General features: G+C 66.0%; 10 protein-coding genes and 2 pseudogenes. 7 read left to right on the top strand and 5 right to left on the bottom strand.

All coding sequences use genetic code 11. From position 1 onward, the window contains the following. Nucleotides 1-1,438: 1,438 nt before the first annotated feature. Nucleotides 1,439-2,491 (top strand): hypothetical protein, encoded by a 1,053-nt coding sequence (locus D7W82_RS40245; protein ID WP_147439681.1) that lies wholly within the window; start codon nt 1,439-1,441, stop codon nt 2,489-2,491. Nucleotides 2,492-2,519: 28 nt separating this feature from the next. Then, nucleotides 2,520-3,092 carry a hypothetical protein gene (locus D7W82_RS40240; RefSeq protein ID WP_147439680.1) on the top strand — a complete coding sequence of 191 codons (573 nt, stop codon included), beginning with the start codon at nt 2,520-2,522 and terminating at the stop codon, nt 3,090-3,092. A 203-nt stretch (nt 3,093-3,295) separates the two neighbouring features. Here D7W82_RS40240 and D7W82_RS32635 read toward each other — a convergent pair. Then, a pseudogene (locus D7W82_RS32635) lies at nt 3,296-3,673 on the bottom strand (transposase); the annotation flags it as partial. Between D7W82_RS32635 and D7W82_RS32630 the strand changes: the two are divergent. Beyond that, a pseudogene (locus D7W82_RS32630) lies at nt 3,593-4,834 on the top strand (IS3 family transposase). The pseudogenes D7W82_RS32635 and D7W82_RS32630 sit on opposite strands and share 81 nt — an antisense overlap. Nucleotides 4,835-5,048: 214 nt before the next feature. Here D7W82_RS32630 and D7W82_RS32625 read toward each other — a convergent pair. The 3 genes from D7W82_RS32625 to hutH form a co-directional block, all read right to left on the bottom strand. Then, the gene (locus tag D7W82_RS32625) at nt 5,049-5,798 is read right to left on the bottom strand and encodes a DUF5953 family protein (protein WP_120622054.1); all 750 of its coding nucleotides are present in this window, start codon (nt 5,796-5,798) and stop codon (nt 5,049-5,051) included. Next, on the bottom strand, nt 5,799-6,698 hold the full coding sequence (locus D7W82_RS32620) for a DUF6310 domain-containing protein (RefSeq protein WP_370451102.1): 900 nt from the start codon (nt 6,696-6,698) through the stop codon (nt 5,799-5,801). Nucleotides 6,699-6,780: 82 nt separating this feature from the next. Beyond that, nucleotides 6,781-8,307 (bottom strand): histidine ammonia-lyase, encoded by a 1,527-nt coding sequence (gene hutH, locus D7W82_RS32615; protein WP_120622053.1) that lies wholly within the window; start codon nt 8,305-8,307, stop codon nt 6,781-6,783. 145 nt (nt 8,308-8,452) lie between these two features. Here hutH and D7W82_RS32610 point away from each other — a divergent pair, with 145 nt between their 5' ends. The 4 genes from D7W82_RS32610 to D7W82_RS32595 all read left to right on the top strand — a co-directional run bounded on the left by D7W82_RS32610 (nt 8,453) and on the right by D7W82_RS32595 (nt 13,595). Then, nucleotides 8,453-9,730 carry an aspartate kinase gene (locus D7W82_RS32610; protein ID WP_120622056.1) on the top strand — a complete coding sequence of 426 codons (1,278 nt, stop codon included), beginning with the start codon at nt 8,453-8,455 and terminating at the stop codon, nt 9,728-9,730. A gap of 62 nt (nt 9,731-9,792) precedes the next feature. Next, nucleotides 9,793-10,149: a helix-hairpin-helix domain-containing protein gene (locus tag D7W82_RS32605; protein ID WP_120622052.1), complete on the top strand. Its 357-nt coding sequence runs from the start codon at nt 9,793-9,795 to the stop codon at nt 10,147-10,149. A 9-nt stretch (nt 10,150-10,158) separates the two neighbouring features. Continuing rightward, entirely contained in the window at nt 10,159-12,243 is a 2,085-nt protein-coding gene (locus tag D7W82_RS32600) for a zinc-ribbon domain-containing protein (protein ID WP_147439679.1), read from the top strand. A gap of 155 nt (nt 12,244-12,398) precedes the next feature. Beyond that, nucleotides 12,399-13,595 carry a glycosyltransferase family 2 protein gene (locus D7W82_RS32595; RefSeq protein ID WP_120622050.1) on the top strand — a complete coding sequence of 399 codons (1,197 nt, stop codon included), beginning with the start codon at nt 12,399-12,401 and terminating at the stop codon, nt 13,593-13,595. Nucleotides 13,596-13,691: 96 nt separating this feature from the next. Here the strand turns inward: D7W82_RS32595 and D7W82_RS32590 are convergent, their stop codons facing one another. Beyond that, on the bottom strand, nt 13,692-14,555 hold the full coding sequence (locus D7W82_RS32590; protein WP_120622049.1) for a CHAP domain-containing protein: 864 nt from the start codon (nt 14,553-14,555) through the stop codon (nt 13,692-13,694). Nucleotides 14,556-14,680 lie beyond the last annotated feature (125 nt).

The following is a 14,680-nucleotide window of genomic DNA, read 5'->3' as shown; positions in this document are numbered from 1 at the left end:
AGGGTACTCACGTTCTGGGCGAGTGTCTGGGCCGCGCCCACCTCGGGGGCCCCGGGGGGAGGCACCGATGCGGGGGACGAAGGCCGCGTGACGTCATTGCTCTCGCTCATGGAAGCCGGCTCCAGGCACTTTGGAAATGAGAGGGGGAGACTGAACGGGAGTTCGTACCACGCGCTCGCCCGGCCCCTCAACTTCCCGTCTTTCCTGGCGATTTGAGTGCAGGGGAGGCAGGCGGACAGGCGGTGGGACGGTGCTCGGGAGGCGTGTGGGAGGCCGTGTTGCATCAACACTGAAGGCCGTGCTTGGCTTCTCACTCTCCGTGAGCCTACTGCAGGCCCGCGCTCGAACCTCGTTGCCGCGAAGGACCAAGCAACTCTGGCAAAGTACATCGGCCACCGAGAGTTGCTGGGCCGCTACCAGGGGACGCATGTGCTGAGGGCAAGGAACTGCAGGGGAGATGTCCGGCTATGGGAGAACCCATCGTATCCGGACTATTTCAAGGCATGGACGATCGTGTCCGGAACAGTGCTCGCGAAGCACAGCGTGGACTGTGAGTGCTCGAATGAACACGGCAAGATGTCCGGCCACGCGTACCCGCGAGACGCCGGAGTGGGGTGGTGCGAGCAATGCGGTGCTTGAAATATGGTGCTGCTGTTTGCGTTGTCCTTATTGCCGCAGCCATCTACTGGCATGGGAGGGTTTCCGCAACCAAGCCTGTTCCCAGCAGGACGCCCCTTCTTAGTTCCCGTGTAGTCTCAACTCTTGATGCTCCCCCTGATCCCGACGAACCTGGTGATGGAGGCGGCGGCCTGGGATCGGCCGTTTACTTCGGCACATATCTTGTCCCAGAAATTCGAGATTGCAGCGGACGGGTCCAAGAGGTCGCGATCAATTGGGGAGAACAAAACAAGCTTGCTCGTCAGCGGAACGATCTCGAAAAGGGTCGCGCAATGGTTGTTTTCTTTTCCAGGGATGATGATGGGCTTTTTGAAATCCTCTATCGAATGGACAATGCTCCTGTCCGGGCGCGCGTAAGCATGTATTTTATTGGCAGAGCGGGTAATGAGGTCGAGCCCCTGTCGATCCCTCGAATGGCTGAGAGGTATGCTCTCAGCGCTCTTTCGACTGAACTCACAAAGGCTCTGTCGTGCGAGCGATAGTAATGCTCGCCGTGCTTTGTGTTTTTGCATGCTCAAACGCAAAGTGTGATGCAATGACTGAGGGCAAACTCCCGCAGAAGGAAATGCCTTCTGATGCCGGAGCAATATCGAAGCCTGACTCCTTGACGATCGCGCTATGTCACCAGTCCAATGAGAAGGACGAAGATTCAGGATGGCGCGTTCCCTTTATGCAGGCCGTGTCTCGTGGGGCTGGTGCAGCGTTGTCCGCTGGAGGGATTCACGGGGTCCGGCTTCGCATAGGGCCTTGCCCAGAAGAGATGCGGTTTGAGTACTGCTACTCAAAAACGGGAATGTTTGCCTGCCGTGAAGAGGAGGTTGGTCGTCTCTTGATGTCTGCGGCATGGGCCGCGGCTCTTGTCTCTGTGCGCGAAAGGGATGACAGATCAAAAGCGGTTGCTCTGGGGGATGTCGGAGGCGGCGACCTCTTTGAGTTGAGCAACGCTGTTGAGAAAGGAGAGCAGGAGTTTGATCGCCTGCTAACGATATGGGCGGACGAGGGCAATTGGACGAGAGAGGAACTTCGTGCCGGGCTCACTATCGTGAAGCGCATTGTGGCGGCTGAATCGGATGCCTCAGACAAAGAAGCGGGGTCCGCCGATGTAGAATTGGAGCTGTATCGCGTTGTTTCAGGATATGTCTTTTCTTTCGTTGTTGGGCATGAACTTTTGCACTATGCGGCCGACCGGTGCATGCTTTCGGATTCTTCGGAGCTTGAAAGAACTGGTGAATTCGAACGGTTGCTGAAACTTCATGGTCAAAATGGATTGTTGTGCAGTTTGGAGCCGCTGCTGACAACGGAGGTTCTGGCGGATCGGTGTGCTTATCGGACGGCTGCGACGTTTGATTCCGCTCTTCAACGCAAAAAAACTTCGCTCCCTCACTGGAAGATAATGCTTGGGCGAAGGTTGGCGGTGGATATCCTCTCGTGGGCACTCGCGTATGGTCCAGGTTCGCCGGGTCGGAGTAGTTACACCGATGACATGCGGTTTCTCCGTGCAGGGACGCCAGGGTATATGCACAACCCATTGCGAGTGGTGGGGTTTGCTCGTTCTATTCGTGGGCGTGATGCTACGACTGATGGCAAAGAACGGGAAATCATATGCGAGGACAGTGCGCGCGTTGCCGTTATTCAGCTTAATAGGATTCTGGCATTCTGTGCCGGTGCGGATTCCCGTTCGGAAGTTGTTGCGTCGGTTCGAAACGGACAACCAATGCTTGTGAATGAGCTTGGCGTAGATCTCCCAGGAGGCGTTTCTGAAGCATGGCGCACTGGTGTTTTTGTTGAAGAGAGTACGTTCTCTTGTCGATGATTGGGTGTGTTTGCTGGGGGAGTGAATAGTGGAATTTATTGTGAATGCTGGGCACGATCAATGGGATCGCCACTTGGGCGGCTGGAGATGTGATGCTCTGAAGCTGCCGGGAAGTGACGTAGTGGCCCTCTATCACGACGCACAGCAGGTTGATTCCAGGCTGTATCGTCGCGATGGCGAGATGGTTCTCTGGTCTGGAACAGCAAAATCTCCCGGCCAAGTCGCTCTGAAAATCGCCGTGAAGGATGAACTGATACGCCTCGATCGGGATAAGAAGATTGCTGAAGAGCAAAAAAATCAGCTTGAAAAAGATAAATTGGAGTTGGAACGTCAGAAGATTGAGATAGATAGGCGCTGGAGAAAATATACTGCTCTGGTTTCGGTGGTGACGGCGCTGATCGGTGCTGCTGCGACTCTGGCGGTGGCCAGTCTGAAGGGGGGTGGAGCTCCAGCTGGGGGGGGCATTTCTCGCTGCCGTGATAGCTTGGATCGGCTGGAAGAGTTGGGGAGATTGTCAGGGCAGAGTGTTGAGAATCTAGAGAGCGCCATTGCTAGGCATGTTTCTGTGTGCCAGGGACTTGTTGCCTCTGATGTGAAGTAGCTGTACCAGTGATTCCTCGACATGGAGATGGAGGACGCCTCCTTCGACCACAGCACCTTCTTGCAGAACCGGGACCGGCTCTTGTACCACCTGATCAGATTCGGGAGGGGCCGCGCGGCAGGATCGAGTCGTCGACGAGCCTGCGGCAGAGGGGGCAGACGGCTATCCAGCGCAACAGCACCTGTTGAAGACGGCGGCGGACTTCAGGCAGCGTCCATTTCACCCGGCCCCGGGGGGGGGAGCGCTCGTCGGAGCGCGAGAAAGCCATGGGCCATGGCGCAGAGGGTGGCGTGGTGGTGGAAGCCCCGCCAGGTGCGGCCCTCGAAGTGGTCCAGGCCGACTTCGCCCTTCATCTCCTGGTAGTCACGCTCGACGCGCCAGCGCAGCTTCGCCAGGGTGTCGAGGCGCTTGAGAGGCGTGTCTACCGGCAGAGACGAGAGGTCCTCCGCCCCAGGATTTCTTGAGACACCTCTCTGGGGGAATAACCTCCCCCTTGTGAGGTGGATGTGAAGAAGCAGCAGAAGCAGGACAGGACGTCGGAGCGCGGTCGGTTTTCGGCGAAGCGCAAGAAGGAGGCCGTGCTCCGGTTGCTCAAGGGCGAGGAGCTCGACGCGCTTTCGCGGGAGCTGGGCGTCACGGCGGCTGTGCTGAGTGAGTGGCGGGAGAAGTTCCTGGCTGGGGCCGAGGCGAACCTCAAGAGCAGCGAGCCGGAAGCGGCGGACGACGAGGTGATGCGGCTCAAGGCCATGGTGGGCGAGCTGATGATGAAGAACGAGCTGCTGGCGTAAGAAGGCCCGGCTGCTGGAGGGCAACGCGCCGGGTTTTCCCTGGAGGAAGTCGAGAGGATGAGCGCCATTCTCTCGCCTTCCAGCGGCAAGCGGTACGGCCTGGCGTTCGTGACGGCCCCCTGGGGCGTGCCTCGGGCCACGGTGTACCGGCACCGCGCCCGCAGTCAGTCCATGGAAGCGCCGACGGCCCGGCGCGGCCCCAAGACGGCGCTGACGGACGAGGCGCTGAGGCAGGCCATCCGCGGCGTGCTGGCGGCCTCGCCCTTTCTGGGCGAAGGGCACCGAAAGGTGTGGGCTCGACTGCGCGCGCAGCACGTGCGCACCTCGAAGGCCCGCTGCCTGCGGCTGATGCGCGAAGCGGGGCTCCTGGCGCCGGGCCGTGCCCGCCGGGTGCTGGGGCCACGCCACCACGACGGCACGATTACCACCGACAATCCCGACGTCATGTGGGGCACCGACGCCACCTGCACGGTGACGACTCTGGAGGGCCAGGCCACCGTCTTCATCGCCGTGGACCACGGCACCGCCGAGTGCGTCGGCATCCATGCCGCCAAGGTGGGCACCCGTTTTGAGGCCCTTGAGCCCATTCGCCAGGGCGTCAAGGCGCGCTTCGGTGCCTACGGCCAGGGCGTGGCGTCGGGGCTGACCATCCGCCACGACAACGGCAGCCAGTACTCCTCCGACGCCTTCCAGAGTGAGCTGCGCTTCCTGGGGGCCCAGTCCAGTCCGTCCTTCGTCCGCAGTCCCGAGGGCAATGGCTGCGCCGAGCGCTTCATCCGCACCCTCAAGGAGCAACTGCTCTGGGTGCGCACCTTCTCCTCCGTGGAGGAACTCCGACTGGCGCTGCTGGAGTGGGCCCACCGGTACAACGAGCACTGGCTGCTGGAGCGCCACAACTTCCTCTCGCCGAGTCAGGCCCGGCGAGCGCTGATGCAGTCGAAGCAGGCGGCCTGATTACAACCAACCTGGTGTCTCAACAATCCGGTGCGGTACAGGGGTGAGCAGCCCCAGCCCCGAGTGGTGGTGCTCCTCGTTGTACCAGCGGAAGAAGTCGCCGCAGTAACCGCGGGCGTCCTCACGGCAACCGATTGCGCGAAATAGGCGTTCTCGGTGGGCGCCAGCGGTTCGAGGAACCTGCCCTGATCCCTTCGCAGGGAGGACTTTGCCCTCAGCGCCCACCGATCTCCGGGAATCGCTCGTAGGCTCTCAGGAGCGCGTCCAGGTGCCTTGGCTCGTCGAGATCGAGTGGCTCGTCCGTGAGTCGCACGAGCCATCCATTCGTCGCTGTGCGTCGTGCCCGCGATAGCAGGTCCGCGTCGCGCGAAGGGTCTGGGAATCCAAGCGCCTGCGCAGAAGTAGCCGACCAGTAGTTCAGCCATCCAAGGCGGTGTGGAATTTCAGGCGACGAGATGTCCCTGGAGCAGTTCAGGGCTGGCAGCCCTTTGGGAGGGGAAGGAGGCCCGGCCAATGTCGGAGCCGTCTGCTCCGCGATTTCAACCGCTGCCTTGAACGGCGTGGCATGGCCCCAGAGTGCCCGCGCACCGCCCGCGATGGCTTCCAGCGCGTTCTCAGCGTCGATGGGGCTGAAGGCCTCCATCCGGAAATCAGCGTGGACCTCAAAATGCGGTGGACCCTCGAATGCAAGCCCGGTCGGGTTCTCCCAGCCCGAAATGGTGACGAGGTTGTTGTCATCATCATTGCACAGGAAGGGGAGGCTGCCGTTCAGGCCGTGGGCAACAACCCACTCATCGCGGCTGGCTAACGGGATGAGTTCTTCCTTCTCGGAAGAGGTCCATTTCAGGTGCAGTCCGGGAAGTGCTCGCTCCAGTCCGTGGATGATGGTGAGTGCGCGGCTGTCGGCGCCCTGGGATGCAGTTGCGTAGGCAATCACTGCAATTTCAATTGGTTCGGAGGGCATTCAGCACCAGTCCATGATGACGACGTGGAGGGATGGGTCTGCGATCTTCAATGCAGTCAGGTGCGCCTTGCTGCGTACTCCAATGACGAAGTCGTATCCGCACTCTCTGGCGAGCTTGGCTTCTCGTTGCAGTTCGGGCAGTTTCATGGAGACGAAGAACTTTCGGGAGCGGGGCGAGTGCTTCTCGAAGTCGTCCGTCTTGACCTCCCACAACGTTCGGCGGGACAGCACCAAACCGTCGTAGTGCTTGCCATTGATGAGCACGTTGAAGCCGGGAAAGCTGTTGCCAGGAATCTTATCGGCGCACTTGTTGTGCGGATCATTTCCGCCCCGGGGTGGCCCCAGGACCGGTCTGCACTCTGGCCGGCGATCCCGCTCGAATGGGTCCCTCGGCGATGGTGGAAACAAATCCTCTCCTGACGGCTGGGGACTGGGTTTCCGGTTCGCCGCGGACTCATTCTTGTCAGCTTCAATTCTCTGCACAGGGATGGAGTGTTCGGACACTTCCGGCCAGTCCGCCTCACCCATTGCTTCCTTGATGGCGACCGCCACTACCACCACGCCGATGACGATGACCGCGCCAATAACGACCTCCGGAGCGGCGAGCACGCAGAGCCCGATTCCCAGCGTGGCAGCTTCAGCAGAAGCGACCGTGCAGCTTCCTGCGCGATCGTTGAACCGGACACGATCCTGGTCGAGGACGTGAAAGCACCGCTCCGCCAGAACAGGCCAAGGCTCGGCGGACTCCCGGACGACGCACCGTCCTTCATCCGTCCACGGCAGGCTTGCTGCTCGCTGGAGGTTGGTGCGCCTTGGAGAGCGGCTTTCACGCGCTGCGGGTGTAGCGCAGGCCGTCAGGAACAACAGAAGCGTGGCGAGGGCTCCGAGTTTCAAGGTCACAGCCTCTCCGTGGGCACACGCTTCAGACTGGAGGCAGAGCCGGAGTAAACCTGATCCGGCCCTGCCTGATCCGCGACCGTGATTACGCCGTCGCCGACCGCACCGCCTCACGAACCGCCCCGGACTCCACCAGCGCAGTGACCGCGGAGATGTCGTGATGCAGCTCGCGGTCGCGGTCCATGTGCGGGACCTTGCTGCGGATCAGCTCGTACGCCGCCAGCACGCCCTTGCCGGGCTTCACCGGCTGACGGAAGTCCAGCGCCTGCGCCGCGACCAGCAGCTCAATCGCCAGACACGAACGCGCGAACTCCGACACCTGACGGCCCTTCAGCGCCGCCGTCATGCCCATGGACACATGGTCTTCACGTCCCGCGGAGGAGGGGATGGAGTCCACGGAGGCCGGGTGGCTCAGGATTCGCGACTCGGCCACCAGGGCCGCCGCGGTCACCTGAGCGATCATGAACCCGCTGTTCAACCCGGAGTTCTTCGCCAGGAACGCGGGCAGACCCGACAGGCTCGGGTTCACCATCTGCTCCACCCGGCGCTCGGAGATGCTCGACAGCTGCGTCAGCGCCATGGCCACCACGTCCATCGCCAGCGAGATGGGCTGACCGTGGAAGTTGCCTCCGGAGATGATGTTCCCCGTGTCCGGGAACACCAGCGGGTTGTCCGTGCCGCTGTTCACCTCCACCTCCAGGATGCGCCGCGCGAACGCCAATCCCTCTCGCGCGGAGCCGTGCACCTGCGGGATGCACCGCAGGCTGTACGGATCCTGCACCTTGCTGCAGTTGACGTGCGTCTCCACCAGCTCGCTGCCCTTCAGAATCCGGCGCAGGTGCTCCGCCACCGCCTTCTGGCCCGCGTGCGGACGCACCGCGTGGATCTCCGGCAGGAACGGCTTGTGGCTGCCCAGCAGGCCCTCCACCGTCATCGCTCCCGCGATGTCCGCCACGTCCGCCAGCAGCTCCGCTCGCAGTTGCGTCAGCGTGCCCACCGCGCACATCGCCTGCGTGCCGTTGATCAGCGTCAGGCCTTCCTTCGCCTCCAGCACCACCGGCTTCAGGCCCGCCTTCTCCAGCGCCTGCTTCGACGGCATCCGCACGCCCTCGAAGAACGCCTCACCCTCGCCAATCAGCACCAGCGCCAGGTGCGCCAGCGGGGCCAGGTCTCCGGACGCGCCCACGCTTCCCCGCTCGGGGACCACCGGCACCACGTCCTTGTTCAACATGTCGATGGCCAGCCCCAGCGTCTCCATCCGGATTCCGCTGAAGCCCTTCGCCAGCACGTTGGCCCGCAGCAGCAGGAGCACCCGGGCTTCCGGCAGGGGCAGGGGATTTCCCACGCCACAGGCGTGCGACAGGATGAGGTTTCGCTGCAGGTCCCGCAGGTCCTTCCGGTCGATCCGCACCTCCGCCAGCGTGCCGAAGCCCGTGTTGATGCCGTAGGACGGCGTGTCTCCGGCCGCCACCCGGTCCACCAACGCCCGGGAGGCCTGCACCCGCTTCGCGGCTTCGGGGGCGAGCTCCACCGTGACTTCGTGGCGGGAGACCTGGAGGATCTCCTCCAGCTTCAGGGTGTCACCATCGATGAGGAGGCGGGGGCGGGACATGTTCGGGCTACTCCGGATTAGCGGCTTGAAATCGTTGGGCCACGAAGGCTAGCGGATTCGCGGCAGGCAGGTTGAGGGCCCTTTACACCCAGGCCCCGGCGCCCATATAGCCTGCGCCCGTCCGTGCAGGGAGGTCGTGAGCCCCGTGGCCCTCATCGTCCAGAAGTACGGCGGTACCTCGGTGGGTGACACCGAGCGCATGAAGAACGTCGCTCGCCGCTGCATCGCCGCCCAGAAGGCCGGCCATGACGTCGTGGTGGTCGTCTCCGCCATGTCCGGAGAGACGAACCGCCTGCTCAAGCTGGTGGCGCAGATCACCGACCGGCCCGACGAGCGCGAACAGGACGTCGTCGTCGCCACCGGCGAACAGGTGTCCATCGGGCTCGTGGCCATGGCCATCCATGCGCAGGGCGGGAAGGCCGTGAGCTTCCTCGGCCACCAGGTGCGCATCGTCACCGACAGCACCTTCTCCAAGGCGCGCATCAAGAGCATCGACGCGGAGCCCATCCGCGCCGCGCTGAAGCAGGGGAAGATCGTCGTCGTCGCCGGCTTCCAGGGCGTGGACGAGACGGGCAGCGTCACCACGCTCGGCCGCGGTGGCTCCGACACGACGGGCGTCGCGCTGGCCGCCGCGCTCAAGGCCGACGCGTGTGAAATCTATACGGACGTCGACGGCGTCTACACCACCGACCCCAACGTGTGCCCGGCCGCGAAGAAGCTGGACCGCATCACCTACGAGGAGATGCTGGAGCTGGCCAGCCTGGGCGCCAAGGTGTTGCAGATCCGCTCGGTCGAATTCGCCATGAAGTACAAGGTGCCCCTGTGGGTGAAGTCTTCCTTCACCGAGGATCCGGGCACGCTCGTCTGCGAGGAGGACGCATCCATGGAGGACGTGCTGGTTCGAGGGGTCGCCTACGATCGGAACGAGGCGAAGATCACCGTGGTGGGCGTGCCGGATCAGCCGGGCGCCGCGGCGAAGCTCTTCGGGGCGCTCGACGCGAAGCACATCGTGGTGGACCTCATCGTGCAGAACCTGTCCCGTGACGGGCGCACCGACGTCACCTTCACCGTCGCCAAGTCGGACTTCGCCAAGGCCCACGAGGTCGTGAAGCAGGCCGCGCAGGACGTGGGCGCCACCGGCGTGGAGGTGGATGACAACATCGCCAAGGTGTCCATCGTCGGCGTGGGCATGCGCAACCACTCGGGCGTGGCGGCGCGGATGTTCCAGACGCTCTCCCAGGAGGGCATCAACATCCAGCTCATCTCCACGTCGGAGATCAAGACCTCCTGCGTGATCCACACGAAGTACACGGAGCTGGCGGTGCGCGCGCTGCACACGGCCTTCGGGCTGGACGCGCCGCCCCCCGTGACGGCCAACCCCACCGTGTCGGAAGTGGACGCGCTCCAGGGGCAGAAGGCCTGAAGCGGTTCGGGCGCACGTCCGCGCTCGCGGCGCTGTCCCTGGGGCTGCTCGCCCTGGGCTTCATGGCCCGGGCGCGGTGGCCGGACTCGCGGCCCTCGCTCGACTGCCCGCCGGAGGCCGTGCGGCTGGACCCGGCGGGGCTGGCCACGTGTGGCCCGGGCGCGGTGCCCAAGGGGGCACAGGCGCTCGCGCTGGGGCTCAAGCTGGACCTCAACGCCGCCTCCGAGTCCGAGCTGGCCCTGTTGCCCGGTGTGGGCCGTGACCTGGCCAAACGGCTGGTGTCCGCCCGCGAGGAGCAGGGCCGGTTCTCGAGCTGGGAGGACGTGGACGCCGTGCCCGGTGTGGGCGCTGCCAAGTTGGAGACCCTCCGGGCAGCCACCGTGTTGGACGCGGCGGCGGCCAATGGGGGCGTGTGGTAAGCACGGCCGGTGCAGATCGCCTGCCCGCAATGCTCGATGCAGTACGTGCTGGATGCCCGACTCCTGCCGCCTGGTGGCGCGTCGGTGCAGTGCACCCGGTGTGGCCACGTGTTCAAGGCTTCGCCCACCGGCGTCATGGCTCCCGCGCCGAAGATTCCTCCGGCGGGTGGGGGAGACCGGGCGGGCACGCAGTCGTCCACGCAGATCTTCGGCGGTGAGGGCGCTTCCAGCCTGAAGTCCACGAACCTGTTCGCGGGTTCGACCACGGCCTCCGGATCCTTCGTTCCCCAGCCGACTCCGGCGTCGGGCGCGCTGACTTCGTCCGGCGTGATTCCTCCGCCTCCGCCCATCGGGCCCGTCGCGGCGCAGGCTCCGGCGGCGATGGGCACGACGCGGGCTTTCGGGGCGGTGGGGCCTGGTGCGGGAGCTCCTCCTCCCGCGGCGCCGCCGGAGCAGGGTGCGGCTCCTGGGGCCACGACGCGCGCGTTCGGCGCTGTCTCCGCTTCGTCCTCGGGTTCGTTCCGCCTCGCGGAGCCGGGTGCTTCATCGCGTGGGCCGGAGGGTGTGGGCGCGACGCGTGCGTTCGGCGCGGTGCCGGCCCCCTCGGCTCCGGGTGCCGCCGACGCGAGCATTGGATCAACGCGTGCGTTTGGCGCGGTGTCGGGTGCTGCGCCTTCTGGTGCCGCTGACGCGAACATTGGCGCGACCCGTTCGTTCGGTGCGGTGCCGGGACCCTCGGGTTCACCGGTGGCCGAGGCGGTCGGTTCCACCCGCGCGTTCGGCGCGGTGTCGGGCCCCGCGGCTTCCGCGCCGCTCGAAGCGGGCGGCCCGGTCGAGGCCGGTGGTTCGACGCACGCGTCCGCCTCGCATTCCTTCGAGGACATCTCGCCTTCGGGCGACCCCACGGATCCGCCGTGGTCGGCGACGGGCGGCTCACGCTCCAAGCTCGTTCCGGAAGGCCACGGCGACGCGCCCTGGGCGACCTCCGCGCCGACCGCGACCGTCTCCCTGCCCGGCGACGACGCGCCCTTCGCTCGCACCGAGCCCTCCAGGCCCGCGGCCTCGCCTTCCGGCGCGTCGGTGCTCGGGGGGGGACTGGACCGGCCCCTTCCTTCCCGGAAGCCCTCCGGCGAGCTGCCTCCGGAGCTGCTCGGGGCCTCCTCCCGCGCCGGCGCCATCGTCATCGAGGACGGCAACCGGCGGACGCCCTCGGTGAGCTGGGTGCTCCTCGGGCTCGCGGTGTTCGCGGGCATCCTCCTGGCCGGGTACCTGGCGTATCCCGTCTTCCGCGACCGCAACGCGGCCATGCCCGAGCAGGCCGTGATGGAGAAGGAGCGCGCCGTCGGCTCGCTGCGCCGGGATGATGCTCCCGCGCGCGAACAGGCCATCCAGGACCTCAAGGCCCTGGCCACCGCCCATCCGAAGTACGCCGAGGTCCAGGCCGAGCTGGCGGTGGCCTACACCCTCCAGGTGTCGGACCTGCACGCCGAGTTCGACCGGCTGAACCTCCAGTCGGCCGCGCTCAAGCGGCGGATCAACGAGGTCACCACCGCGAAGGCGACGCTGGGCTGGATGGCTGAGTCCAACGCGCTCCATGACGACCTGCGCGCGACCGAGCGCGAGATGCAGCCGCTGCGCACCGAAATGGCCGAGCGGCGCAAGGTGCTCGATGCGCTGATGGAGACCCTCCGGGCCGCTCCGGACGTGGAGCCCGCCGCCGCCGTCGCCGCGCGCCTCAAGGCCCAGGCCCTCCATGCCGCGGTGACGGGTGCCCCCAACGCCCTGGCCCTCGCGGAGCGCTTGCGTCAGGTGGAGCTCCCGCCGTCGTGGAGCGTCCTCGCCCGCGCCGAATACGCCCTCAGCTCCGGCTCGCCCGACGCCACCGTCCAGGCCGTCGCGGAGGAACTGCGAGCCCTGCGCGCGCAGGATCGGTACCTCTTCCGCGCCTTCGTCCTGGGGGCCCGGCTGTCCATCCGCCTGGGTGACCCGGACACGGCCCGGAAGCTGCTCGACGAAGTGGTGGCGCTCAACCCCAAGCACGACCTGGCCAGGCGCATGCTTGCCCAGACCGCCGCCTCGGAGCCCTCGCCCTGAAACGTTGACCGGATCACCTCCGTATCGCCCTGGAGAAACTCCAGTCCGTCCCGGGGGCTCGCTGGCTCCCTCGCCCTGAAGTCCCTCTGAACGCGCAGGCATGCACCTTGCTTCGTCCCTGGGTGTCGAGGACTCGGGGTTCGGAGGGTGGGGCGATGGCGGAGGTCTTCTTCTGGTGCGCGGCGCTGGCGCTCGTGCACACTTATTTTCTCTATCCCTTGTGCCTGTTCGCCCTGGAGGGCGCGGCCCAGGTCTTCCAGAACATGCGGAAGATGCGCTCGGGTGCGGCCGCCAGCGCGGGCGTCAAGGCCGGGGCATTGCCCTCGGTGAGTCTGGTGGTGGCCGCCTACAACGAGGCGGACTGCATCGAGTCCAAGCTGAAGAACAGCCTGGCGCTGGACTACCCGGCGGACCGCTTCGAGGTCGTCATCGGTTCGGACGGCTCCACGGACGGCACGGATGGCCTCGTGCAGAACTGCACGGATCCGCGCGTGCGCCTGTCGCCCGCGGCTCGCGCAGGCAAGACGACGGTGCTCAACCGCTGCATCCCGTCCGCGCACGGCGACATCGTGCTGCTGTCGGACGCGAACACGATGATCGACGCGGACGCGGTGCGGAAGATCGTCCGCCACTTCGAGGATCCGGAGGTCGGCGCCGTCTGCGGCAAGCTGCGGCTCTACAACCCCACGAAGCAGGACTACGAGGAGAGCGCGTACTGGAGCTACGAGTCCCTCATCAAGATGTACGAGGGCCGGCGCGGCGCGGTGGTGGGGGCCAACGGCGGCCTCTACGCCATCCGGCGCTCGCTCTTCACCCAGCTGCCGCCGTCCACCATCGTGGATGACTTCGTGATTCCGCTGCGCATCCTGGAGAGCGGCTACAAGGTCGTCTACGAGGAGGGGGCCGTCGCCCACGAGGAGACGACGGAGGACTACGGCAAGGAGTTCGGCCGGCGGGCGCGCATCGCGGCGGGCAACTTCCAGAGCCTGCGCCTCGTGCCCGGGCTGCTGCTGCCCACCGCGGGCTTCGCCGCCTTCGCCTTCTGGTCGCACAAGCTCTTGCGCTGGTGCGCTCCGGCGCTGATGGCGCTGGCGCTCGTCGCGAACCTGTTCCTGCTCGACAGCCTGTTCTACCGCGTCACGCTGGGCGCGCAGCTGGGCTTCTACGCCCTGGCGTACATGGGCCGCTCCGGCGTCTTCAAGAGCGGCGTCGCGAAGAAGGCCACGTCCATCGCCTACTACTTCGTGACCATGAACGCGGCCATCGCCGTGGGCTTCTGGCGCTTCCTGCGCAACTCGCAGCGCGCCGCGTGGGACCGCACCGCCCGCGTGCCGACGTCCACGTCGACCTGACCTTCAACCGATTGGGCAGTCCAGGCCCGCCGGTTCCTTTGCGGCGCTCCGGCTGGTTCCGGAAGCGCACGGATGGAATCGGCGGGCCTTCCTTTTTCAGCGGGCCGCCACGGCCATGGGCTTCGCCGGGCCGGAGGGCAGCACGCTCCCGAACGCGGCGAAGAGCTGGCCGGTGAGCACGTGCGGCTGACCGGGGGCGGGGCTTCGCAGCATGTCGTTGAGGATCTCGCCCGTCTTCGGATCTCGGGCCATGTGGGGGCGCGCCAGGTTCATCCGGTAGCGGACCACGCCGCGCTTCACCCGGTGGATGACGGTGACCGTGCCGTCCGCGTCCACGCCGTCCACCAGGCCCACGTGGGTGAGGCCGTCGTTGCGCCGGCCGTCGCGGTTCTGATCGTACGTCTCGCGGAAGAACACCAGGTCGCCCGGCACGGGACGCCCGCTCGTGTACACGCGGCCGTTCGCCTGGGCGTAGCGGTACATCGCGGTGACGCCGTTGTCTCCGGGCTTGATCGTGCCCCGGAACTTCACGCCCGCCTGGGAGTAGGTGGCCTCGATGAGCGCCGTGCAGTCCGCCGGGTAGCGCTTGCCGCTCACCTGCACCGACGACCGCCCCACCAGGGCGCGCGCCGTGGCCAGCACCCGCTCGCGGGGATTGCCCGTGGGGGCAGGGCTCGCGGTCGTCTGCTTCGCGGGCGTGACGCGCGCCTTCGCCGGGGCCTTCCTGGCCGGTGCCTTCGCCACCGCCGGGGCCTTGCTCGGGGCAGGGGCCTTCGCGGGGCGCCTGGCGGGGGCGCTCTCACGGACCGCCACCTCCTCGGACAGCGCGGCGCGCGGGAAGGCCGGCGGGGAGGCGGAGCGGTAGCGCACGGCATCCGACGCCACCCAGGCCCCCGTGGGGGAGCCCGTCGCACAGCCCGTCGTCATCGCCAGCATCGCCATCCATGCGCCCAGCTTCATGGCCACCTCGTCCTGTAGCGTCCTGGGACAGAGGCTCCCTCCGCTGGCGCGTGTAGGCAAGAAAACCACCCAGGCAACCGGGCGGAGCGGCTCGGGTTTTCGACCGGGGGCGGGTGGGGTATTGC

Source organism: Corallococcus sp. CA049B, from assembly GCF_003611685.1.
Lineage (GTDB): Bacteria > Myxococcota > Myxococcia > Myxococcales > Myxococcaceae > Corallococcus > Corallococcus coralloides.
This window is presented reverse-complemented; position numbering and strand designations above follow the sequence as displayed.